This window comes from Streptomyces sp. NPDC047880 (assembly GCF_040706515.1).
Lineage (GTDB): Bacteria > Actinomycetota > Actinomycetes > Streptomycetales > Streptomycetaceae > Streptomyces.
In genome coordinates this window covers 22873-44281 of record NZ_JBEZOK010000004.1, presented here as the reverse complement: position 1 = coordinate 44281, position 21409 = coordinate 22873, and the positions used below count along the sequence as shown (strand labels likewise).

Here is a 21409-nt window from a genome sequence, read left to right as displayed (position 1 = left end):
TCATAGTCTCGGCTCTGGCACTCCCCCTAGGAGAGTGCCAACACAGCGACGGGCAGGTCCGGCACCCGCGACGACGGATCCACCTGGTCGCCACCTCAGACAGTTAACCCCGTGAGATCTCCGAAGGGGGAGGTCGGATCGTGACGACCACCAGCTCCAAGGTTGCCATCAAGCCGCTCGAGGACCGCATCGTGGTCCAGCCGCTCGACGCCGAGCAGACCACCGCCTCTGGCCTGGTCATCCCGGACACCGCCAAGGAGAAGCCCCAGGAGGGCGTCGTCCTGGCCGTGGGCCCGGGCCGCTTCGAGGACGGCAACCGTCTTCCGCTCGACGTCTCCGTCGGCGACGTCGTGCTCTACAGCAAGTACGGCGGCACCGAGGTGAAGTACAACGGCGAGGAGTACCTCGTCCTCTCGGCCCGCGACGTGCTCGCGATCGTCGAGAAGTAATTCACCCCAAGCACCTTGCTTCGAACTGCGCCCCTGGCCCCCGCGATCGCCAATAAGCCGGGCGCCCGGGGCGCAGTGCCGTATATCCCAGATTCCGGAAGAGGGCTCACGCTCCCATGGCGAAGATCCTGAAGTTCGACGAGGACGCCCGTCGCGCCCTCGAGCGCGGCGTCAACAAGCTTGCCGACACGGTCAAGGTGACGATCGGCCCCAAGGGCCGCAATGTCGTCATCGACAAGAAGTTCGGCGCTCCCACCATCACCAACGACGGTGTGACCATCGCCCGTGAGGTCGAGGTCGAGGACCCGTACGAGAACCTCGGTGCCCAGCTGGTCAAGGAGGTGGCGACCAAGACCAACGACATCGCGGGTGACGGTACGACCACCGCGACCGTGCTCGCCCAGGCGCTCGTGCGCGAGGGCCTGAAGAACGTCGCCGCCGGTGCCTCCCCGGCCGCCCTGAAGAAGGGCATCGACGCCGCCGTCGCCGCGGTCTCCGAGGAGCTCCTCGCGACCGCCCGGCCGATCGACGAGAAGTCCGACATCGCCGCCGTCGCCGGTCTGTCCGCCCAGGACACGCAGGTCGGCGAGCTCATCGCCGAGGCGATGGACAAGGTCGGCAAGGACGGCGTCATCACCGTCGAGGAGTCCAACACCTTCGGCCTGGAGCTGGACTTCACCGAGGGCATGGCCTTCGACAAGGGCTACCTGTCGCCGTACTTCGTGACGGACCAGGAGCGCATGGAAGCCGTCCTGGACGACCCGTACATCCTCATCACGCAGGGCAAGATCTCCGCCATCGCGGACCTGCTGCCGCTGCTGGAGAAGGTCATCCAGGCCAACGCCTCCAAGCCGCTGCTGATCATCGCCGAGGACGTCGAGGGCGAGGCCCTGTCCACCCTCGTCGTGAACAAGATCCGCGGCACCTTCAACGCCGTCGCGGTGAAGGCCCCGGGCTTCGGCGACCGCCGCAAGGCGATGCTGCAGGACATGGCCGTCCTCACCGGCGCCACGGTCGTCTCCGAGGAGGTCGGCCTCAAGCTCGACCAGGTCGGCCTGGACGTCCTCGGCTCCGCCCGCCGCGTCACCGTCACCAAGGACGACACCACCATCGTCGACGGCGCCGGCAAGAAGGACGACGTGCACGGCCGCGTCGCCCAGATCAAGGCCGAGATCGAGACCACCGACTCCGACTGGGACCGCGAGAAGCTCCAGGAGCGCCTCGCGAAGCTGGCCGGCGGCGTGTGCGTCATCCGCGTGGGTGCCGCCACCGAGGTCGAGCTCAAGGAGCGCAAGCACCGTCTGGAGGACGCCATCTCCGCGACCCGCGCCGCGGTCGAGGAGGGCATCGTCTCCGGTGGTGGCTCCGCGCTGGTCCACGCCGTCAAGGTCCTCGAGGGCAACCTCGGCAAGACCGGCGACGAGGCCACGGGTGTCGCGGTCGTCCGCAAGGCCGCCGTCGAGCCGCTGCGCTGGATCGCCGAGAACGCCGGCCTCGAGGGCTACGTCATCACCTCCAAGGTCGCCGAGCTCGACAAGGGCCAGGGCTTCAACGCTGCCACCGGCGAGTACGGCGACCTGGTGAAGGCCGGCGTCATCGACCCGGTCAAGGTCACCCGCTCCGCCCTGGAGAACGCCGCCTCCATCGCCTCCCTCCTGCTCACGACCGAGACCCTGGTCGTCGAGAAGAAGGAAGAGGAGGAGCCGGCCGCCGCGGGCCACGGCCACGGCCACGCCCACTGACGACCAAGGTCGCCAGAGCCTGAGTGAGGGCCCGGCACCCCGTAAGGGGCGCCGGGCCCTCACCGTATTGCCCGAAACGGCGTTTGCCTCCGGCCCGATGAACGAAGGCCCGAGTCGCGCTCCGGACAGCCCTGTTCCACCAGGTGCCGTACGGCGGGTTCGGCGGCGGTGCCGAACCCGCCGGGGCCGCCCCACCACTCCGCGCCTGCCTCTCGTACGGCCATGTCACTCTTCCGCAACGTGCCTTTGGCAGCGGGTGGGATGTGGGCATGCTGCCCGCATGCAGATGACGGAGCCGTTCGCTGCGACCTCGGCCGCTGTGGCGCCGGTGATTCTCATCGCCGCCGGTCTGGAGGTCGCGTCCTATCAACGGACGATCCAGGGCTGGGTGAGTCGGCTGGTCGAGCAGGTCGAGCCGGAGGTGACCGCGATGCTGGAGCAGCCGGCCGCCGAGCGTCGCGCCGCCGTGCGCCGGCTGGTCGAGGAGCAAGGCGTCACGGCGAGCGCAGGCATCTTGATAGCCGCGGTTCGGTTCACGCTCGGGATTCTCTGGGTTGTGGTCATGATGGCGCAGGTGGCTGTCACGGTCGTCTGCCTGGCCTGGCTCGGGGTGCCGGCCCAGCCGGCTGATCCGGACGTCGCGGTGGCGTGTCTTGTGGCCGTGGCGGTCGGTGCATTCGCGGTGGCGACCTTCCCGATGTACCGGCTCATCCAGTCGCCGTGGGCACCCATCGTCGAATGGGCGGTGAAGCCGAGTTGCGTTCCCGTCTCAGTGCGGTACGGCGGCAGGAAGGGGCGTGACGAGAGCGAAGCAGTGCGCCCGGGCTCTCCCGGTGCGTGTCAGGCGTCTGCTCTGCGGTGCATTCGCCGCCGGCATGCGCTCGGCACACCGCTTCGCAGCAACGCCCACTGCTCATCGCGGCCCTCGCACGGATCGCCAGGCTCACCGTCCGGCACGAGGAGTACGAGCGCGCGCCGCCGCCGTGTCCGACGAAGGCCGGGATCCCGTGCGCATCGGCGGATACCGCGGTCACCCCCCAAGAGCCACGGCCGACATCCGGGGAGCGGCCGGTGCGCGCACCGAGCAGCGGGGGTGCCCGTGCAGGGCCTGACCGGAGACGGCGGCCTCCTACTGGGGCGCAATGCCCAGCTCCCGCACGTAGATGTCCCAGCAGGGCGGTGTCACGCCGGACAGCGGGCCCTTCCTGCCGGCCTTCGTCCATCCCCACTGCCGGTAGAGACGCTGCGCCGCGAGGGCGGTGGGCTGCACCGACAAGATCGCGCGCTGCTCCTCGCGGTCGTGCAGGAGTTCCTCCATGAGGCGCCTGCCCGTGCCACGGCCACGCCGTTCGGGGAGGACCGCCAGGCTGATGACGGCGAAGGTCCGGCCCGGCCATTCCGCAACCAGGCCGGCGGGGAGCGTCCGGTCGAAGTCGCCCCACCAGCCGTGGCCGACGGGCAGCGGATGGCCGTAGGCGTATCCGAGGAGACGGTCCTGCTGCCGGGCCAAGACCAGGCGGAAGCCCGCGACCTCCATCAGACCCCGGAGTTCCGCCTCGTGCGCCGGTGACATCTCCGGGACCCAGGCGAACGGCTCGGCCGAGAAGACGCCGTCGTGCACCTCGCAGATCCGGTGGAACCAGTCGGCGGCCGACTCCTTTGCGCAGCCCTCGACCACGACCTCACCCGGCTCGGCCACCGCCGCCCTCACCCTCCCCGACCTCCGAGACCGGGACATCCTCCGCCCGCCTCCGCAGAACATCGGCCAGCCCGTCGCCGAGTTCCTCGTACAGAGCCGCGGCCTGCGTCCAGAAACGTCGCGCGGCATCCGGCTCGCCGCGCGCCGAGGTCACGTCGCCCAGGCGAGAGAGCGTCGACGCCTCGCTGCGCCGGTCGGTGAACTCGCGGAAGATGGTCAGGGCCCGCCCGAGGTGGTCCTCCGCTTCGGAGAACTCACCCAGCTCGCCGAGACTGTCGGCGAGGGGGAGCGCACCCCAGGCCTCGCTCCAGCGGTCGCCGATCGCATGGAAGATGCCGGTGGCCTGACGGCAGAGCGCGGCGGCCTCGGCGTACTCGTCGCGGCCACGGGCGCACTCCGCGAGGCTGAGCAGACTCATTCCCTCGCCCCTCCTGACGCCGTGCTCGCGGAACACGGCCAGGGCGGCCTCGAAGTGCGACTCGGCGCCGGGATCGCCCTGCTCCAGTGCCACCAGCCCCAGGCCTCGCAGCGAGAACCCCAGCATCCAAGGGTCGTCGATCTCCTGGCTGAGCTCCGCGGCGCGCTGGTAGTTGTCGACGGATACGTCATACGCGCCGGACCGCCAGTGCACATCACCCAGGGACAAGAGGTTCGACGCCTCGCCCAGCGGATTGCCGATCAGACGCGCTGCGTCCAGACCGAGCTCGTGTACGTGCTTCCAATCCGACCAGTTGGCCCCGAGTTCGAAGAAGCCGTCTGCCACCACGGGCAGCATCCACGCGATGTCGTACTGACCCCAGGCGACCGCCTGACGCAGGGCGGAGAGCAGGTTGTCGCGTTCGGTGTCGAACCACCGCATCGCGTCGGCGGCCGCTCCGAAACACTCGACCGGGCGCACCTGGTCGCCCGCAGGCACCAAGGGAATGGAGTGGGAGTGCGGGAGGATCGCCTTTCGGCCCGCGTCGGCGCTCAACAGGTACCAGGTGAGAACCCGGCGGACAGCGCGGGTCCGCTCCTCCCGTGGTTCGTCGGCCGACAACTGCTCCACCGCGTAGGAACGCAGCAGATCGTGCATGCGGTATCTGTCCCTCGCGGTCTCCTGGAGGAGATGGACGTCGGCGAGTGCGCCCAGTCTTCGCCGCGCGACTGCCGGGGTGACCGCGAGCAGTGCCGCCGCGGAACTGCAGCACAGCACTTTTCCCTCGTGCAGACCCAACAGGCGGAAAGCTCTCCGGTCGTCCTCCGGGAGCGCTCTGTAGGACCACGAGAAGACGGCGCGCACATCGCTGAGCTCGTCCTCCCGATCGGCCAGGGCGTCGAGGAACTCCTGTTCCTGGAGGAGTTCGTCCACGAGCTCACCCAGCGGCAGCAGGGAACGACCGGCAGCGCGTTCCCCCACCACGCGGAGTGCCAGGGGGAGACAGCCGCAGAGCTGAGCCACTCGCCGGGCGGCCTCGGGCTCCGCGTCGACCCGTGACGGCCCGATCACCTCACGCAGAAGCCGCACGGACTGCTGGAGCGACAGTACGTCGAGAGTCACACGCGCTGCTCCCTCCCTCGCCACGAGACCGGAGAGTCTGTTGCGGCTGGTGATCAGTACGAGACTGGAGTGTGAGGCCGGAATGACCTGCCTGATCTGCTTGACCGACGAAACATTGTCGATGAGTATCAGGAGCTTTTTTCCGTAGACCATCGACCGAAACAAGGCCGCGCATTCCTGTTCGTCGATCGGAATGCGATCGGCCTCCACGCCGAGGCTTCGGAGGAAGGCGGTCAGGGCCTGCTCGGGTCCGAGCGCGCTGCCGCTGTTGTATCCGCGCATGTCGATGTACAGATCGCCGTCCACGAAGTGTCGGCGGACCTTGTGCGCCCAGTGCAGTGCCAGCGCGGTCTTCCCCACGCCCGGGCCCCCGATGATTGTCGTGACGACGGCCGGCCCGACGTCACGTTCGTCCGCGGGCCGTGGGTGCAGGGCGTCCAGCATCGCCAGCTCGTGCGCGCGGTTGACGAATCCCGGTACCCCGTAAGGAAGCTGACGGGGCGGGGGGAAGGTGCGCGCGGGACCGTGCAGGTGCAGGCCACCGTGTACGGTCCCGGCCTGGACCACGACGTCACTGTCGCCACCGGAGAACTCGTTCGAGACGGATGTCGGATCGTCGGCCATCGGTCCGGTCAGGCCCCCGTCGCTCGCGCGGTCCACTCAGGCCGGGACACACAGTTGATTTTGGTGGGTGCGGGCGAAGTCCCGGTAGGGAACAGCGACCGCCTGGGCCACGTCACGCCAGTAGTTCGCCTCGACGACTCGTCGCGGGTCGTCGATGATCTCGGCGGACGAGAAGCGCCCGTCCTCCTCGTAGTACATGGCCACCAGTTGCGAGGAATCGAAGAGCCAGTAGTCGTAGTGCGGCAGCTCCGCCGGCCATGCCTGCCGGGAAACAGGAAGAATCCGTACGTCCTCCCCCGCCTCTACTGTGTGCTCGTACGCCCAGGCGCATTCGAAGCGGACGTAGTCGGACATCGGCAGTTCTACGACATGCACCCGGCTCAGGGTCTTGCCCGCTGCCACCGCCTTACTGACGGTTCCGTCGATCCACTCCGCGATACCGGGAAACTCCCCCCTCGACTCGCCCGCCAGGAAGCGTGAGAACTCGTTCTGCTCATAGGTCACGTCATACCGCTGGAGTGCTTCCAGGCGGTAGGCGGTGAACCTGAAGTCCCTGAACAGTCGGTTGAATTCCGCGTCCGCCAAGGAGGAGAACCGGCGTCCCACCTACTGCCCCTCACTGCGCAGGCCGTGGTACCGCTCCATGGCACCGGCCACGACGTCCGCGGAGATGCGCACGGCGCTCTCTCCCGGTAGGACGTTCTCCAGTTCCGCTAAGGTGGCACTGTCCACGATGCTGCCCTGGATGACCAGTTCACCTGACTCGCCCAGGTAGACCGTCGGGCAGCCGTTTCCACCCGAGCTCTGATCCTTGTACAGCCTGGTGAGTTTCATCCTCTTCCCCCTGCCTGGATGACAATGTCGGCGTGCGTATAGATTAGAGATTGACGAGTGTGGCACGTCAAGATTCCCCGCGGCCGAATTGCACGGTCGAGTGACTTTGGCTGGTTTCATTTTTTTCTGAGGCTGATGTAATGATCTAAACGCCCGAGCGAGTTCTCCGGGATCGTGGTGTTGGTTTTGATGCGGCAGTTATCGCACTCGAACCTTTGGGGCAAGACCGGTTTCGCGCATTGACGTCGAGGTCACAGGCCGCTCAATCCGTCCGCCCCCGGGAGCCCGCGTCCGGTGCGGCAGGGGCCCCGAATGTCACGGACCCGTTCAGGTCCCGGACTTGGAGGACATTGCCCTGGGAGCCGCCGCTGACGGTGTTGTGCACATCCCCGCTCCCCACCGACACGGCTCTCGCCTCATCCAGCCACGACGTGAGAGAACGCGCGAAACCCGAGTCGAGGGCCGCCCGACGCTGCAACACCTCGGCGAGCGCCTGCGCCCGGCCCATGTCCTGGGGGCTCTCTTCGAGATCTTCCAGTTCCCGCACCGCTGGGACCGGTTCCACGGACGGTGGCTGATCCGCTCCCCGGAACGGCTGACGCACCAGGCTGCCGAGAGCCGCCCAGGCCTGCGTGCCTGCGGCGCCACCGACGCCGCTCACCAGAGACACGAGCAGCGCCGCCGAAATCGGATCCACCCGATCCCCACCCCCTGCTGATTACGGACCGTATGGGATGTATAGCAGCTTGTACGTCACCTGTCCGGAGTCCTGGGGAAGTACTCAACTGCATTGATGACAGCTGAGAATGACGAGACGTCACGTGTGAGATGTTGCGCGTCTCGCGGTGCGTCGGTATCCCCGAGAGCGTCTGCCGTGGGATCCGCACGCGCTCGCTGCCTACCTCCCGCGCCCGTGCTCACGGGCGTGAGCGAACCCGCGGGCTCGCCTCTTGCCGAGATGGCCGGTGCGCATTGAGTGCCCCGGCACCCGATGGGCGCTTGCGCTGTACGCGCCGCTCGCGCCCCACAGCGGCGGGGCCGGCACAGCAGCGGAACCGGCGCCCGGCCGTCTCGGCTGCGGCAGCTCTGTGAGGCCTGGCCGTCATGCCGACGGCGCCGGGCCATGTAGCGCTGTGGTCACCGCACAGCGTCGTGTGCGCGTCTCCCCACGGGGCTGCCGCCCGGAGGAGCCCCCGACGTCAGAGCTCCAAGGGCTCCAGCACCCCCAGCTGCTGCATCAGCCCCAGCCGGTCGTACTGCCACCAGCCCTCGGCGATCTTCCCGTCCGGAGTGCAGCGGTGGACGGTCGTCCCGGTCATGGTGACCTCCTGCCCGGTCGGCGGGATCCCGAGGAACTCGCCGGTGTGCCGCCCGTGGAAGGTCCACCGGGTGCACACCCGGTCACCTTGCGCCATCTGGTCCTCGATGGTGAACGAGAAGTCGAAGCCGCCCCGCCACACCTCCACCTCGCGCCGGACCGCGTCCAGCCCGATGACGTCCTGCACATTGGCGGGATCGTGGTCGTGGTAGTCCTCGATGAACACGTCGTTGAGCGGCGGCGCGGCCCCCTTGCCCGGCACGACCTCGAAGAACCTGCGCGCGGTGGCCGCGTACAGCTGCTCGTCCCGCACCACGTCCAGGTCCGTGAAGGTCGGCGCCTCCTCGCAGAGCGCCACCATGTCCTGGAAGATCCGGTCGGTCTCCGGCAGCCCGGAGTTGCGCATCGCCTCCTCGTACGACGGGAACTCCACGATCTCCACGATGTGCGAGGCGTCGGCCCGGTCCTTGGCCACCACACTGTGCGACGCGGTCCGCTTCCCCTTGGTCTGTTCGACCCACCGGTCCATCAGCCGGTTCATCTCGTCGAGCCGGCTGGTCCTGCATTCGATGAGCTGTACGAAGGTCATGGCCTCGCCTCCGGCCCCCCTGGGTCCGGCTGAAACAGCTTCATTGTCCCAAGGGGGAGGCCCGGCTGCCTCCCGGTGCACGGTGGCCGACGGGGAGGGGAGCAGCCGGCCGGGCCGGGCCGCCCGCGGTTACTGCGGCCCGTACTTCCGGCCCGTCCTGGAGGAAACGGCCCCGAGCATCCCGCGCGGCACCAGCTTCGCCGCCCCCATCAGCGCCTTGTAGCGCGGGTCCGGGATCGACAGCGTCTTGCCGCGCGCCAGATCGTGCAGCGCCGCCGCCACCAGCTTGTCCGCGTCGAGCCACATCCAGCGCGGGATGTTGTCGGTGCCCATCCCGGCCCGCTCGTGGAACTCGGTGCGCACGAACCCCGGGCAGAGCGCCATCAGCCGTACTCCGCTGCCGGCCAGGTCGCGGGCCGCGCCCTGCGTGAACTGCACGACCCAGGCCTTGGAGGCGCCGTAGGTGCCGCGCGGGACGAAGGCGGCCACCGACGCGACGTTGACGACGCCGCCGCGGCCGCGCTCGCGCATCGCCACGGTCGCCGCCGACGTCAGCCGCAGCACCGCCTCGCAGTGCACCTTCAGCATCCGCAGCTCGTCGGCCATGGAGACGTCCAGATAGCGGCCCTTGTTGCCGAACCCGGCGTTGTTGATCAGCAGGTCGACGGGGTTCTTGCGGTCGCCGAGGCGTCCGGCCACCGCCTCGATGCCCCCGTCCTCGGCCAGGTCGGCCGTCAGCACCTCCGCCTCGATGCCGTGCCGGTCGTGCAGCTCGGTCGCCTGTTCCCGCAGCCGCTTGGTGTCGCGGGCCACCAGCACCAGGTTGTGTCCGTCCGCCGCCAGTCGCCGCGCGAACGCGGCCCCGATGCCTGCCGTCGATCCCGTAATCAGAGCCGTTGTCATGGCAGAAGGTTAGTGACACGGACTGCGTGCATCCGCTTCCCCATGGGGCCGTCCGTGGTGAAGGGTCCGTGGAGACGGGCGTGGTGAGCGGCGATCAGGCCCCGTACTTCTCCTCGTACTCCCGGGCAGTCCGCAGCACCTCCGGGTGCAGGGCCCGGCCCGCCGCCAGGACCCTCGGCAGCAGCGTCCGCTCGGTCGTCACCGCGCGGAACTGCAGGGCCACGGTCACCTCGTGGCCCGGCCGGTGCACGATCTCGACGGCATCGCCCGCTCTGACCTCCCCGGGCACGATCACCCGCAGGTACGCCCCCGGCGCCCCGCGCTGCGTGAACCGCTTCACCCAGCCCTTCTCGCCCATGTGGCCCTGGAACGTACGGCACGGGATCCGCCCGGACGTGACCTCCAGCACCACCTCGGGCCCGATCCGCCAGCGCTCACCGATCAGGGCACCGGACACGTCCAGGCCACGGGTCGTGAGGTTCTCGCCGAACGCGCCGTCGGGCAGCGCCCTGCCCAGCTCGCGCTCCCACTCGTCCAGGTCCTCACGGGCCATGGCGTAGACCGCCTGGTCGTCGCCGCCGTGGTGCTCGAGCTTGCACACCGCGTCCCCGGCCAGCCCGCTCCCGCCCGTGCCCTTGGGGCCGGGCGCGAAAACCCGCACCGGCCCGTCCACCGGCCGCTTGTCGATCCCGGTCACGCCCTCCGGGTTGTCCGTGTAGGGCACCGCCACCGCACGGCCCAGATTCACTGACAGAAGCTCCATGCCCGCACGGTAGGCGACCGGACCTCAAAGCGTCGAAGCATTATCGTCCGTGACATCAAAGAGTGACTTATCCTCTAAGGGTGATCGAAGCTCGTCATCTCCGTGTCCTGCGCGCCGTCGCGACCACCGGCTCCTTCTCCGCCGCCGGCCGCGAGCTGGGCTGCACCCAGCCCGCCGTCAGCCAGCAGATGAAGGCCCTGGAAACCTCCGTCGGCACGCCGCTGCTGATCCGCACCGGACGAGAGATGCGCCTGACCCAGGCCGGCGAGGCCCTGGTGCGGCACGCCGCCGGGATCCTCTCGGGGCTCACGGCAGCGGAGGAGGAGGTCGCCGCCATCGCCGGGCTGCGCGCGGGCCGGGTCCGGCTCGTCTCCTTCCCCAGCGGCAGCTCCACCCTCGTCCCCACGGCCCTCGCCGCGCTGCGCGAGGCGCACCCCGGTACCCGGGTCTTCCTGGAGGAGGCCGAGCCACCCGCGTCCGTCGGCCTGCTGCGCGAGGGCGACTGCGACGTGGCGCTCGCGTTCCGCTACGAGGGGGCGGCCGGCGCGGGGGAGTGGGACGACCTCGTCGTACGGCCGCTGCTGTCGGACCGGCTGGTCGCGCTCGTGCCGGAGCGTCACCGGCTCGCGGGCGCGGAGTCCGTCGCGATCGGCGAGCTCACCGGGGAGCCGTGGATCGCGGGCTGCCCGCGCTGCCGTGGACAGCTGGTCGAGGTGTGCGCGGCGGCCGGCTTCACCCCGCGCATCGACTTCGCGACCGACGACTACCCGGCGGTGGTCGGCCTCGTCGGTGCCGGCCTGGGCGTGGCCGTCCTTCCCCAGCTGGCCGTCGAGTCGGTCCGGCCCCGGGGGGTGCGCGCCGTACGGCTCGAACCGGCGGTGCGGCGGGAGATCGTCGCGCTCACCCTGCCCGACCTCGCACAGGTGCCCGCCGTGGCGGCGACACTCGACCAGCTGGCCCGGGCCGCCCGCCGCCCGTAGCGGCCGAGTCGCGTCAAATTCCAACGGCACGCGCGCGCGTGCCCTTCGCAGAAACGTTCCTTCAGTCGTGCGAGGCGGTGTGCCCGCCCGATGCCGACGCCGACACCAGCCGGTTGCGCGCCCGCCCCATGAGCTCTTCGCGCTCGTCCTCGGTCAGCCCGCCCCACACGCCGTACGGCTCACGCACCGCCAGGGCGTGAGCAGCGCACTCGGCGCGTACCGGGCACCTCATGCAGACCTCTTTGGCCGAGTTCTCACGAGCGCTCCTCGCCGCACCGCGCTCACCCTCCGGATGGAAGAAGAGCGAGCTGTCCACCCCGCGACAGGCAGCCAGCAGCTGCCAGTCCCACAGGTCCGCGTTCGGTCCGGGAAGGCGGGAGAAATCTGCCATTACGTGACCCCTTGTTGCCGTTCTGGGCGGATCCGGTGTCTATGACCGTACAACTACGATCTAAGGAGATGAAAATATGACTCATTGCGAATCTAGCTCCAGACACTGGCAAAGCGGAAGAAATGGGTCTGAATGGGGCATGGCTTGTGATGAAAGTTCGAGGGTCTGCTGTGCGTGTCTCCGCCGTGTCCGTCCCCTCACGTAGAGTGCCGAAGAGGGCAGCCGCCCCCGTAACTCTTTCGAGTGACCGTCGTTGAGAGTGCGAGGCGGTTGAAGGAACAAGTGCTCGGGCCCGCGTCCGAGACGGTCGACCGCACAGGTGACGATTTCGTACCAGCCTGGAGGCTCAAGGTGACGCGCATCAGCTGCGGAGGGCGGTCATGACATCCGTCCTCGTCTGCGACGACTCCCCGCTTGCCCGAGAGGCGCTCCGTCGTGCGGTGGCGACCGTGCCCGGCGTAGAGCGCGTGACGACGGCGGCCAACGGCGAGGAAGTCCTCCGCCGCTGGGGGGCCGACCGCTCGGACCTGATTCTGATGGACGTACGCATGCCCGGACTGGGCGGCGTCGAGACGGTCCGGCGGCTGCTGTCGGCCGACCCCGGTGCGCGCATCATCATGCTCACCGTCGCCGAGGACCTGGACGGCGTGGCCCTTGCGGTCGCCGCCGGTGCCCGCGGCTATCTGCACAAGGACGCCTCCCGCGCGGAACTGCGCGCGACGGTGACCCAGGCCCTGGCCGACCCGACCTGGCGGCTCGCCCCGCGGCGGCTGCGCTCGGCCGAGATGGGCGCTGCGCCCACGCTCACCGCGCGTGAGATCCAGGTCCTCGAGGGCATGAGTCACGGCCGCTCGAACGCCGAGATCGGCCGCGAGCTGTTCCTCTCCGAGGACACCGTCAAGACGCACGCCCGGCGCCTGTTCAAGAAGCTCGGCGCCTCGGACAGGGCCCACGCCGTGGCGCTCGGTTTCCGGTGGGGTCTGGTGCGCTAGGACCTGTTGTTCGGATTGCGCCCGTCCCCCGGACCGGGCCGGTTCCGAGGCGGGGGCTCCGGCCCCGGCGGAAGAGCGGGGGCACCTGGATGCCCCCGCGGGAGCCGCACCCACACGCGTCGGAGCCGGTGGCCGACGGCGGCGCCGGGGATCCGTGCCCGCCGGGGCGAGATCGAGGGCCCGGCAGGGTGCGAGCGAGGACCCACGTCCCCGGGACGATCCGAACGACAGGTCCCAGCGATCCCGGTGCGGGCGCGGAACGCCAGGTGGGCGCGGGTGGGCCCGGAGCCCACAGGGTGCCCGCTGCTCGTTTCGCCGCGGATGCCGCATCCTTGAGGGTGTGGAGTTCCTCGGGGACGAGTCGGTCGAGCGGAAGGGGAGGGCGCAGGGGATGAGTGCCGGCGCACCTGCTCATAACGCTTCAGTGCACAACAACGGGCGCGGTGCCGCGGACCCGGCGGCCGCAAGGCACCATGGACCGATGCGCGACGACGAGGCAGCCCATGCCCAGGGCGCGATCGGTGCGCTCGTCCACCGCGCCGTCGACGGGGACGAGCAGGCCACGCACGACCTGCTCGCCCATGTCCACCCCCTGGCCCTGCGCTACTGCCGCACCCGTCTGTCCCGTCTGCCGGGCGACGCGCGGCACTTCGTGGAGGACCTCGCCCAGGAGGTCTGCGTGGCGGTGCTCCTCGCGCTGCCCCGCTACCGGGACACCGGCCGCCCCTTCGAGGCGTTCGTCTTCGCCATCGCCGCCCACAAGGTCGCCGACCTGCAGCGCGCGGCGATGCGCCACCCCGGCTCGACGGCCGTCCCCTCCGACGAGATGCCCGAGCGTCCGGACGACTCCCTCGGCCCGGAGGAGCGTGCCCTGCTCAGCAGCGACGCGGAATGGGCCAAGAAACTGCTGGCCAACCTCCCCGAGAACCAGCGGGAGCTGCTGCTGCTGCGGATCGCGGTGGGACTCACGGCCGAGGAGACCGGCCAGATGTTGGGAATGTCACCCGGTGCGGTCCGGGTGGCTCAGCACAGGGCGCTGAGCCGGCTGCGGGCCCTGGCCGAGCAGTAGCCCTGCTTGGAGAACCCCTCAGTTGAACAGGCGGTGCGCCGCTTCCGTACGAACATACGAAGCCCGGAGCCGGGCGGAACCGTGGAATGAGACAGCCCTGCTTCCCGTTAGCATGGACATCCGCACCGATCAAGGCCATTTGGGGAAGGTGTCATGACTGCCAACGTCGACGGAGTGCCCGGTAAATTCGCGACACTCGGGCTGACCTACGACGACGTGCTGCTGCTGCCGGGTGCATCCGAGGTGCTCCCCAACGCGGTCGACACCTCGTCCCGCATCTCCCGCAACGTCCGGGTCAACATCCCGCTGCTCTCGGCGGCGATGGACAAGGTGACCGAGTCCCGCATGGCGATCGCGATGGCCCGCCAGGGCGGCGTCGGCGTGCTGCACCGCAACCTGTCCGTCGAGGACCAGGTGAACCAGGTCGACCTGGTCAAGCGCTCCGAGTCCGGCATGGTCACCGACCCGATCACGGTGCACCCCGACGCCACGCTCGCCGAGGCCGACGCCCTGTGCGCCAAGTTCCGCATCAGCGGTGTGCCCGTCACCGACGGCAACAAGAAGCTGCTCGGCATCGTCACCAACCGCGACATGGCCTTCGAGTCGGACCGCACGCGTCAGGTGCGCGAGGTCATGACCCCGATGCCGCTGGTCACCGGGAAGGTCGGCATCTCCGGCGCGGACGCCATGGAGCTGCTGCGCCGCCACAAGATCGAGAAGCTTCCGCTGGTCGACGACGCGGGCGTCCTCAAGGGCCTCATCACGGTCAAGGACTTCGTCAAGGCCGAGCAGTACCCCAACGCGGCGAAGGACTCCGAGGGCCGGCTGCTCGTCGGTGCGGCCGTGGGCGCCAGCCCCGAGGCCCTGGAGCGCGCCCAGGCTCTCGCCGGTGCCGGTGTGGACTTCCTGGTGGTCGACACCTCGCACGGCCACAACAGCAACGCCCTCAGCTGGATGGCGAAGATCAAGTCGAGCGTGGGCGTCGACGTGATCGGCGGCAACGTCGCCACGCGTGACGGCGCCCAGGCGCTGATCGACGCCGGTGTCGACGGCATCAAGGTGGGTGTGGGCCCCGGCTCGATCTGCACCACCCGCGTGGTGGCCGGTATCGGCGTCCCGCAGGTCACCGCCATCTACGAGGCGTCCCTCGCGGCCCGTCCGGCGGGCATCCCGCTGATCGGCGACGGCGGCCTGCAGTACTCCGGCGACATCGGCAAGGCCCTGGCGGCCGGCGCCGACACGGTCATGCTGGGCAGCCTCCTCGCCGGCTGTGAGGAGTCCCCCGGCGAGCTGCAGTTCATCAACGGCAAGCAGTTCAAGTCGTACCGCGGCATGGGCTCGCTCGGCGCGATGCAGTCCCGCGGCCAGGCCAGGTCGTACTCCAAGGACCGCTACTTCCAGGCCGAGGTCGGCTCCGACGACAAGCTCGTGCCCGAGGGCATCGAGGGCCAGGTGCCCTACCGCGGCCCGCTGGCCAACGTGCTGCACCAGCTCGTCGGCGGCCTGCGCCAGACGATGGGCTATGTGGGCGCCGCCTCCATCGACGAGATGGAGACCAAGGGCCGCTTCGTCCGGATCACCTCCGCGGGCCTCAAGGAGAGCCACCCGCACGACATCCAGATGACGGTCGAGGCGCCGAACTACAGCCGCAGCAAGTAGCGGCCCGGCCTTCCGAGGGCGGCTCCGGAGCATCCGGGGCCGCCCTCGTCGTGCCCGTCGGCGATACTGGAAGACGCTGCAACGCATCAGGGAAAGGCCACAGACGTGACTGAGATCGAGATCGGGCGCGGCAAGCGCGGCCGCCGGGCGTACGCCTTCGACGACATCGCCGTCGTCCCCAGCCGCCGTACCCGGGACCCGAAGGAGGTCTCGATCGCCTGGCAGATCGACGCCTACCGCTTCGAGCTGCCCTTCCTGGCCGCCCCCATGGACTCGGTCGTCTCCCCGGCCACCGCGATCCGCATCGGCGAGCTCGGCGGCCTCGGCGTGCTGAACCTCGAGGGCCTGTGGACGCGCTACGAGGACCCCCAGCCGCTGCTCGACGAGATCGCCGAGCTGGATTCGGAGACCGCGACCCGCCGTCTGCAGGAGATCTACGCGGCTCCCATCAAGGAGGAGCTGATCGGGCAGCGCATCAAGGAGGTGCGCGACTCCGGCGTCGTCACCGCCGCCGCGCTCTCCCCGCAGCGCACCGCCCAGTTCTCCAAGGCGGTCGTGGACGCGGGCGTGGACATCTTCGTCATCCGCGGTACGACGGTCTCCGCCGAGCACGTCTCCGGCGCGCACGAGCCGCTGAACCTGAAGCAGTTCATCTACGAGCTGGACGTGCCGGTGATCGTCGGCGGCTGCGCCACGTACACGGCGGCCCTGCACCTGATGCGCACCGGCGCGGCGGGTGTCCTCGTCGGCTTCGGTGGCGGCGCGGCGCACACCACGCGCAACGTGCTCGGCATCCAGGTCCCCATGGCGACGGCGGTCGCCGACGTGGCCGCGGCGCGCCGTGACTACATGGACGAGTCGGGCGGCCGGTACGTGCACGTGATCGCCGACGGCGGTGTCGGCTGGTCCGGCGACCTGCCCAAGGCGATCGCCTGCGGTGCGGACTCGGTGATGATGGGCTCCCCGCTGGCCCGCGCCACCGACGCGCCGGGCAAGGGCCACCACTGGGGCATGGAGGCGGTGAACGAGGAGCTGCCGCGTGGCAAGAAGGTCGCCCTCGGCACGGTCGGCACCCTGGAGGAGATCCTGACGGGCCCGTCCCACACCCCCGACGGCTCGATGAACCTCTTCGGCGCCCTGCGCCGCGCCATGTCCACGACCGGCTACAGCGAGCTGAAGGAGTTCCAGCGCGTCGAGGTGACGGTGGCGGACTCGCAGCACCGGCGGTAATCCGTTCCGACGCTGAGTAGGGCCTGGTCACTCGGGGGAGTGGCCGGGCCCTTCTGCGTGCCCAGATGGCTCAGAGGGGGCGCGTGCTGTCGTTCGGGGGCGCACGGGTCGTCCTGGCATCACCGGGCCACCGGGCGGCGCGGTGGAAGGGGGCGCATGCCCCCAGCCCTCTGGGCTCACGCATCCCACGCGCCCCCCTTCACAACCGATGCGCCGCCCCCGTGGGCGCCGCCCCTCGCGTGTCCAGAAGGAGCTGGGCCTTCACCGACAGGCCCTGGAGGTCGTACGTGCGGTGCTGCTGGAGGAGGATGGTCAGGTCCGCGCCGGCTGCGGCCTCGTAGAGGGAGTCCGCACGGGGGACCGGGTGGTCGAGGACGCTCCAGGACGGGACGTAGGGGTCGTGGTAGCTGACCGCCGCGCCCAGTTCGCGCAGACGCAGGGCGATCTCGCGGGCCGGGGTGCCCTGGAGGTCGGCGAGGTCGGGCTTGTAGGTGACGCCGAGGAGGAGCACCCGGGCGCCCCGGGCCGACTTGCCGTGTTCGTTGAGGAGTGCGGCGGCGCGCTGGACGACGTAGCCCGGCATGCGGTGGTTGACCTCCCGGGCCAGTTCCACCATGCGCAGCCCGCGTCCGCCGCCGGCCGTCAGGTCCTGGGGGACGGAGTGGCCGCCGACGCCGGGGCCGGGGCGGAAGGCCTGGAAGCCGTACGGCTTGGTCTCCGCGCAGCGGACGACGTCCCAGAGGTCGACGCCCAGGTCGTTGCAGAGGACCGCCATCTCGTTCACGAGGGCGATGTTCACGTGCCGGTAGTTGGTCTCCAGCAGCTGCACGGTCTCCGCCTCGCGCAGTCCACGCGCGCGTACCACCTTGTCGGTCAGCCGCCCGTAGAACGCGGCGGCCGACTCGGTGCAGGCCGGGGTGAGGCCGCCGATGACCTTGGGCGTGGTGGCCGGCGTGACGTCGCGGTTGCCCGGGGCGACGCGGCTGGGGGAGTACGCGAGGTGGAAGTCGCGGCCCGCCCGCAGCCCGGAGCCCTCTTCGAGGAGCGGACGCAGGAGTCCCTCCGTCGTCCCCGGGTACACCGGTGACTCCAGGATCACCGTGGTGTGCGGGCGCAGGTGGCCGGCGAGGGTGCGGGCGGCCGTCTCCAGCTGGTTCAGGTCGAGCCCGCCGTCCGCTCCGGGCGGAGTCGGCGCGCAGACCACAGCGGTGCGCACCCGGCCGAGCTCGGCGGGGTCGGTGGTCGGCCGGAAGCCCCCCGAGAGCATCCGGCGCAGTTCGGCGGGGCTGAGCGAGCCCGCCTCGGGGCCGGTCCGGTAGCCGAGGGTGGGGATGCCTGCGGCGACGGCGGCCTGGGCCAGGGGCAGGCCGTACGGGCCGAGTCCGATGACGGCGAGATCTGCGGGCATGGCGTGGCCGTCCTTCCCGATAGCCGAAGTGGGACAGAGGCGCAAGCCCTGTGGACAGGACGGGCGAGCGCAATGTCAGACTAGGAGTAAATATGACCGATATGCGGGATTGCCCGGCCGAGTTTCGGTGAGCGTTCCGTGAGCGTTGTCCACAGGCTGCGGAGCCGTGGTGGCTGAAGTCGGGCAACCCGGTCAGAATCTGGGCAGGGGGATACGGACGGGGCCGCACCCGACGGGTGCGGCCGGCGCGACCGACGAGCGGGAGGCAGCGGTGAGGACAGCGACACTCGGACCGGCGCAGCGCGCCGAGTCCCTCGCATCCATGGCCGAGCGCGAGCTGGACGTGCTGGTGGTGGGTGCCGGCGTGGTGGGTGCGGGCACCGCGCTCGATGCGGTGACCCGGGGCCTGTCCACAGGTCTGGTCGAGGCGCGTGACTGGGCGTCCGGCACCTCCAGCCGGTCCAGCAAGCTCATCCACGGCGGCCTGCGCTACCTGGAGATGCTCGACTTCGCACTCGTCCGCGAGGCCCTGAAGGAGCGCGGCCTGCTGCTGGAGCGGCTCGCCCCGCACCTGGTGAAGCCGGTGCCGTTCCTGTACCCGTTGCAGCACAAGGGCTGGGAGCGGCTGTACGCCGGTTCGGGCGTCGCCCTGTACGACGCGATGTCCATGGCCAAGGGCCACGGCCGGGGACTCCCGCTGCACCGCCACCTGACGCGCTCTCATGCCCTGCGCGTGGCGCCCTGCTTGAAGAAGGGCGCGCTGGTGGGCGCGTTGCAGTACTACGACGCCCAGATGGACGACGCCCGGTATGTGACGAACCTCGTGCGCACGGCGGTGGCGTACGGCGCCAAGGCCGCGAACCGCGCGCGGGTGACGGGCTTCCTGCGGGAGGGCGAGCGGGTCGTCGGCGCGAAGGTGCAGGACGTCGAGGGGGGCGGCGAGTACGAGATCCGCGCCAAGCAGGTCGTCAACGCCACCGGCGTGTGGACGGACGACACCCAGGCGATGGTCGGGGAGCGCGGTCAGTTTCACGTCCGGGCGTCCAAGGGCATCCACCTGGTCGTGCCGCGCGACCGGATCCACTCCACCACCGGGCTGATCCTGCGCACGGAGAAGTCCGTGCTGTTCGTCATCCCCTGGGGCCGGCACTGGATCGTCGGCACCACGGACACCGACTGGGACCTCGACAAGTCCCACCCGGCGGCCTCCAGCGCGGACATCGACTACCTGCTGGAACATGTGAACTCGGTGCTGGCGGTGCCCCTGACCAGGGACGACGTCCAGGGTGTGTACGCGGGGCTGCGGCCGCTGCTCGCCGGTGAGTCGGACGCCACCAGCAAGCTGTCGCGTGAGCACACCGTGGCACACCCGGTGCCCGGGCTGGTCGTCGTGGCGGGCGGCAAGTACACGACGTACCGGGTCATGGCCAAGGACGCGGTGGACGAGGCGGTGCACGGGCTCGACATGCGCGTCGCCGAGTGCGTCACCGAGGACGTGCCGCTGCTGGGCGCCGAGGGCTACCGGGCCATGTGGAACGCGCGGGCGCGGATCGCCGCCCGGACCGGTCTGCATGTGGTGCGGGTCGAGCACTTGCTGAACCGCTACGGGACGATGACCGAGGAACTCCTCGAGCTCATCGCCGAGGACCCGTCGCTGGGCGAGCCCCTGGCCGCGGCCGACGACTATCTGCGCGCCGAGATCGTGTACGCGGCCTCCCACGAGGGGGCACGGCACCTGGACGACGTGCTGACCCGGCGGACGCGCATCTCGATCGAGACCTTCGACCGGGGCACCCGCAGCGCACGCGACGCCGCCGGGCTGATGGGGTCCGTGCTCGGCTGGGACAAGGACCAGATCGAGCGCGAGGTCGAGCACTACCAGAAGCGGGTGGAGGCCGAGCGGGAGTCGCAGCGGCAGCCCGACGACCTGACGGCGGACGCGGCGCGCCTGGGAGCGCCGGACATCGTGCCGCTGTGAACCTGACGGGTGTGGCCGGGCCTTGTCCGTCAGCGGGGACAGGGTCCGTGTCCGCCACGCATCACCCGAACGGGTGTAAGGAACCGGGATCTTCGTTCGGAACCCGGTCGTTCTACGAGGTGCGGGGGCAGAACTCGGCCGCGAGCACCGCGGGTTCGAGGCCGGGATCGGCTATCGCGTCCGTGTTCACCCGGAAGGTGAGGACACGCCGTCCGTCGAGGGCGGCCGCGGTGCGCACATAGCTGCCGGTTATGTGCCCGTTGTGCCCCCACACCGTCGTGCCGCACGGAAGCTTCTCGGGGAAGAGCCCCATGCCGTACGCGCCATGTGCGGCACGGGTGTCGAGCATCTCGCGCAGCCAGTGCGGGGGCAGCAGCCGACCGCCGAGCAGGGCTCCGTAGAAGCGGTCGAGGTCGGCGAGCGTGGTCACCAGCTCGCCCGCAGCTCCGGCCACCCGCGGGTCGATTTCGGTGACGTCGGTTCCGTCGGCCGTGTAGGAGCGGCCGTGAGGGGAGGGCAGTGTGGAGCGCGAGCCGGGGAAGGAGGTGCCCGTCAGGCGCAGGGGAGTGAGGATGCGGCGTTCGGCCTCGGTGGCGTACGAGTGGCCGGTCACCTGCTGCACGACCAGGCCGAGCAGGACGTAGTTGGTGTTCGAGTAGGAGAAGCGGCCCCGTTCGGCCGGAGGGTGGGTGAGAGCGATGTTCAAGGCCTGACGGGGTGTGACGGGTGCGGTCCCGTCGGTGTCCGTGGTGAAGTCGTGCAGGCCGCTGGTGTGAGTGAGCAGGGAGCGCAGGGTCAGCGCGCGACCGTCGTTGCCGGCCCCCCGCACCAGGCCGGGCAGGTGCTGCTCGACCGAGTCGGACAGTGACAGCTTGTGCTCGGCGGCCAGTTGCAGCACGACCGTCGCGACGAACGTCTTCGTGAGGCTGCCGGCGCGGAAGTGGTCCGACCGGGCGATGCCCGAACCGGCCGTGGCGTAGCGGGTGGTGGCTCCCTCCCGGGCCAGGAGGGCGGCGGCCGGGGCTCCGCCCTGCGTCACCAGCAGCGGCATCACCGCGTCCGTGGGCGGCATCGACAGGGCCGACGAGTCGGCCGGCGGCAGACCGAACAGGGCGGCGGCCACCGGCAGGGCCAGCAATGTCCGGATCGGCGGCATACGGGCTCCTCCCTGGTCAGGGCCCATCATGCAAGGCCGTGCGGGGCGTGCCGCACCCGGGTTCCGGGAGGGTGTGGCCGCGGGC

Annotated in this window: 19 protein-coding genes; 8 read left to right on the top strand and 11 right to left on the bottom strand. The window is 70.2% G+C overall.

The features are described from left to right. Nucleotides 1-140 precede the first annotated feature (140 nt). On the top strand, nucleotides 141-449 hold the full coding sequence (gene groES / locus AB0937_RS07915; RefSeq protein ID WP_003974211.1) for a co-chaperone GroES: 309 nt from the start codon (nucleotides 141-143) through the stop codon (nucleotides 447-449). Between the two features lie 116 nt (nucleotides 450-565). Then, the gene (gene groL, locus AB0937_RS07910; RefSeq protein ID WP_366710285.1) at nucleotides 566-2191 is read left to right on the top strand and encodes a chaperonin GroEL; all 1626 of its coding nucleotides are present in this window, start codon (nucleotides 566-568) and stop codon (nucleotides 2189-2191) included. 1129 nt (nucleotides 2192-3320) lie between these two features. Here the strand turns inward: groL and AB0937_RS07905 are convergent. From AB0937_RS07905 to AB0937_RS07870, 8 genes are all read right to left on the bottom strand, one after another. Further along, complete coding sequence (locus AB0937_RS07905) at nucleotides 3321-3890, bottom strand: GNAT family N-acetyltransferase (protein WP_366710284.1); 570 nt, start codon at nucleotides 3888-3890, stop codon at nucleotides 3321-3323. Then, complete coding sequence (locus tag AB0937_RS07900; protein ID WP_366710283.1) at nucleotides 3874-6054, bottom strand: tetratricopeptide repeat protein; 2181 nt, start codon at nucleotides 6052-6054, stop codon at nucleotides 3874-3876. The genes AB0937_RS07905 and AB0937_RS07900 overlap by 17 nt, the downstream gene beginning before the upstream one ends. Nucleotides 6055-6090: 36 nt before the next feature. Then, the gene (locus AB0937_RS07895; RefSeq protein WP_366710282.1) at nucleotides 6091-6660 is read right to left on the bottom strand and encodes a DUF6879 family protein; all 570 of its coding nucleotides are present in this window, start codon (nucleotides 6658-6660) and stop codon (nucleotides 6091-6093) included. Then, nucleotides 6661-6888: a hypothetical protein gene (locus tag AB0937_RS07890; RefSeq protein ID WP_366710281.1), complete on the bottom strand. Its 228-nt coding sequence runs from the start codon at nucleotides 6886-6888 to the stop codon at nucleotides 6661-6663. Nucleotides 6889-7150: 262 nt separating this feature from the next. Next, nucleotides 7151-7585, bottom strand: coding sequence for a hypothetical protein (locus AB0937_RS07885; RefSeq protein ID WP_366710279.1), 435 nt, complete (start codon nucleotides 7583-7585; stop codon nucleotides 7151-7153). Between the two features lie 502 nt (nucleotides 7586-8087). Next, nucleotides 8088-8795, bottom strand: coding sequence for an ester cyclase (locus tag AB0937_RS07880; protein ID WP_366710278.1), 708 nt, complete (start codon nucleotides 8793-8795; stop codon nucleotides 8088-8090). A gap of 129 nt (nucleotides 8796-8924) precedes the next feature. Further along, the gene (locus AB0937_RS07875; RefSeq protein ID WP_366710276.1) at nucleotides 8925-9698 is read right to left on the bottom strand and encodes an SDR family oxidoreductase; all 774 of its coding nucleotides are present in this window, start codon (nucleotides 9696-9698) and stop codon (nucleotides 8925-8927) included. Between the two features lie 94 nt (nucleotides 9699-9792). After that, nucleotides 9793-10461, bottom strand: coding sequence for an MOSC domain-containing protein (locus AB0937_RS07870; RefSeq protein WP_366710275.1), 669 nt, complete (start codon nucleotides 10459-10461; stop codon nucleotides 9793-9795). Nucleotides 10462-10541: 80 nt separating this feature from the next. On the opposite strand from AB0937_RS07870, the gene AB0937_RS07865 reads away from it, so the two are divergent. After that, entirely contained in the window at nucleotides 10542-11441 is a 900-nt protein-coding gene (locus tag AB0937_RS07865; protein ID WP_366710274.1) for a LysR family transcriptional regulator, read from the top strand. 61 nt (nucleotides 11442-11502) lie between these two features. Here AB0937_RS07865 and AB0937_RS07860 read toward each other — a convergent pair whose 3' ends face one another. Next, complete coding sequence (locus AB0937_RS07860) at nucleotides 11503-11832, bottom strand: WhiB family transcriptional regulator (protein WP_333932799.1); 330 nt, start codon at nucleotides 11830-11832, stop codon at nucleotides 11503-11505. 380 nt (nucleotides 11833-12212) lie between these two features. On the opposite strand from AB0937_RS07860, the gene AB0937_RS07855 reads away from it, so the two are divergent. The 4 genes from AB0937_RS07855 (at nucleotide 12213) to AB0937_RS07840 (ending at nucleotide 16782) form a co-directional block, all read left to right on the top strand. Next, nucleotides 12213-12824 carry a response regulator transcription factor gene (locus tag AB0937_RS07855; RefSeq protein ID WP_003948568.1) on the top strand — a complete coding sequence of 204 codons (612 nt, stop codon included), beginning with the start codon at nucleotides 12213-12215 and terminating at the stop codon, nucleotides 12822-12824. Between the two features lie 481 nt (nucleotides 12825-13305). After that, nucleotides 13306-13893 (top strand): sigma-70 family RNA polymerase sigma factor, encoded by a 588-nt coding sequence (locus AB0937_RS07850; protein WP_033311556.1) that lies wholly within the window; start codon nucleotides 13306-13308, stop codon nucleotides 13891-13893. A 153-nt stretch (nucleotides 13894-14046) separates the two neighbouring features. Continuing rightward, nucleotides 14047-15552, top strand: coding sequence for an IMP dehydrogenase (gene guaB, locus AB0937_RS07845; protein ID WP_362046930.1), 1506 nt, complete (start codon nucleotides 14047-14049; stop codon nucleotides 15550-15552). Nucleotides 15553-15657: 105 nt separating this feature from the next. Beyond that, a complete protein-coding gene (locus AB0937_RS07840; protein WP_366710273.1) occupies nucleotides 15658-16782 on the top strand; it encodes a GuaB3 family IMP dehydrogenase-related protein in 1125 nt (374 codons plus the stop codon). A 199-nt stretch (nucleotides 16783-16981) separates the two neighbouring features. Here AB0937_RS07840 and AB0937_RS07835 read toward each other — a convergent pair whose 3' ends face one another. Then, nucleotides 16982-18190: a nucleotide sugar dehydrogenase gene (locus AB0937_RS07835; RefSeq protein ID WP_366710272.1), complete on the bottom strand. Its 1209-nt coding sequence runs from the start codon at nucleotides 18188-18190 to the stop codon at nucleotides 16982-16984. Between the two features lie 271 nt (nucleotides 18191-18461). Here AB0937_RS07835 and AB0937_RS07830 point away from each other — a divergent pair, with 271 nt between their 5' ends. Continuing rightward, nucleotides 18462-20168, top strand: a complete 1707-nt coding sequence (locus AB0937_RS07830; protein ID WP_366710270.1) for a glycerol-3-phosphate dehydrogenase/oxidase — start codon at nucleotides 18462-18464, stop codon at nucleotides 20166-20168. Between the two features lie 112 nt (nucleotides 20169-20280). Here the strand turns inward: AB0937_RS07830 and AB0937_RS07825 are convergent, their stop codons facing one another. After that, the gene (locus AB0937_RS07825; protein ID WP_366710269.1) at nucleotides 20281-21324 is read right to left on the bottom strand and encodes a serine hydrolase domain-containing protein; all 1044 of its coding nucleotides are present in this window, start codon (nucleotides 21322-21324) and stop codon (nucleotides 20281-20283) included. Nucleotides 21325-21409: the final 85 nt, after the last annotated feature.

What these genes read in the sequence shown, in the direction of transcription:
- groL (WP_366710285.1), top strand. Translation starts at nt 566, where the DNA reads ATGGCGAAGATCCTGAAGTTCGACGAGGACGCCCGTCGCGCCCTCGAG.
- AB0937_RS07900 (WP_366710283.1), bottom strand. Translation starts at nt 6,054, where the DNA reads ATGGCCGACGATCCGACATCCGTCTCGAACGAGTTCTCCGGTGGCGAC.
- AB0937_RS07890 (WP_366710281.1), bottom strand. Translation starts at nt 6,888, where the DNA reads ATGAAACTCACCAGGCTGTACAAGGATCAGAGCTCGGGTGGAAACGGC.
- AB0937_RS07880 (WP_366710278.1), bottom strand. Translation starts at nt 8,795, where the DNA reads ATGACCTTCGTACAGCTCATCGAATGCAGGACCAGCCGGCTCGACGAG.
- AB0937_RS07875 (WP_366710276.1), bottom strand. Translation starts at nt 9,698, where the DNA reads ATGACAACGGCTCTGATTACGGGATCGACGGCAGGCATCGGGGCCGCG.
- AB0937_RS07870 (WP_366710275.1), bottom strand. Translation starts at nt 10,461, where the DNA reads ATGGAGCTTCTGTCAGTGAATCTGGGCCGTGCGGTGGCGGTGCCCTAC.
- AB0937_RS07860 (WP_333932799.1), bottom strand. Translation starts at nt 11,832, where the DNA reads ATGGCAGATTTCTCCCGCCTTCCCGGACCGAACGCGGACCTGTGGGAC.
- AB0937_RS07855 (WP_003948568.1), top strand. Translation starts at nt 12,213, where the DNA reads ATGACATCCGTCCTCGTCTGCGACGACTCCCCGCTTGCCCGAGAGGCG.
- AB0937_RS07850 (WP_033311556.1), top strand. Translation starts at nt 13,306, where the DNA reads ATGCGCGACGACGAGGCAGCCCATGCCCAGGGCGCGATCGGTGCGCTC.
- guaB (WP_362046930.1), top strand. Translation starts at nt 14,047, where the DNA reads ATGACTGCCAACGTCGACGGAGTGCCCGGTAAATTCGCGACACTCGGG.
- AB0937_RS07835 (WP_366710272.1), bottom strand. Translation starts at nt 18,190, where the DNA reads ATGCCCGCAGATCTCGCCGTCATCGGACTCGGCCCGTACGGCCTGCCC.
- AB0937_RS07825 (WP_366710269.1), bottom strand. Translation starts at nt 21,324, where the DNA reads ATGCCGCCGATCCGGACATTGCTGGCCCTGCCGGTGGCCGCCGCCCTG.